Here is a 305-nt window from a genome sequence, read left to right on the forward strand (position 1 = left end):
CCCGAGATGTTCACGTGGCGCACGTAGGCGCGCTTGCCCGGATCGACGACGAAGGTAAAGGAGACTTCGCGCTTCTCGCGGTCGATCTGCGGGTCGGCGTTGACGTTGGCAAAGGCATAGCCGAACTGGCCGAGGCGCGCGGCGATGCGCTTGTTCGAGGCTTCCTGCAGCGCGCCCGAATAGGTCTTGCCCGGCTGCAGCAGGATCAGCTGGCGCAACTCTTCCTCGCGGCCGAAGGTCTCGCCTTCGAGCTTGACGCCCGAGACGGTGTACTTCTCGCCTTCGGTGATGTTGATGGTGAGGTA

General features: G+C 63.6%; 1 protein-coding gene. It reads right to left on the reverse strand.

What is annotated here, in order from left to right; translation table 11 throughout:
* Positions 1 to 305 (reverse strand): POTRA domain-containing protein (locus tag DT057_RS35315; protein ID WP_276469435.1); only part of this gene is annotated, 305 nt, incomplete at both ends.

The sequence above is a fragment of the Methylobacterium crusticola genome, from assembly GCF_003574465.1.
Taxonomy (GTDB): domain Bacteria; phylum Pseudomonadota; class Alphaproteobacteria; order Rhizobiales; family Beijerinckiaceae; genus Methylobacterium; species Methylobacterium crusticola.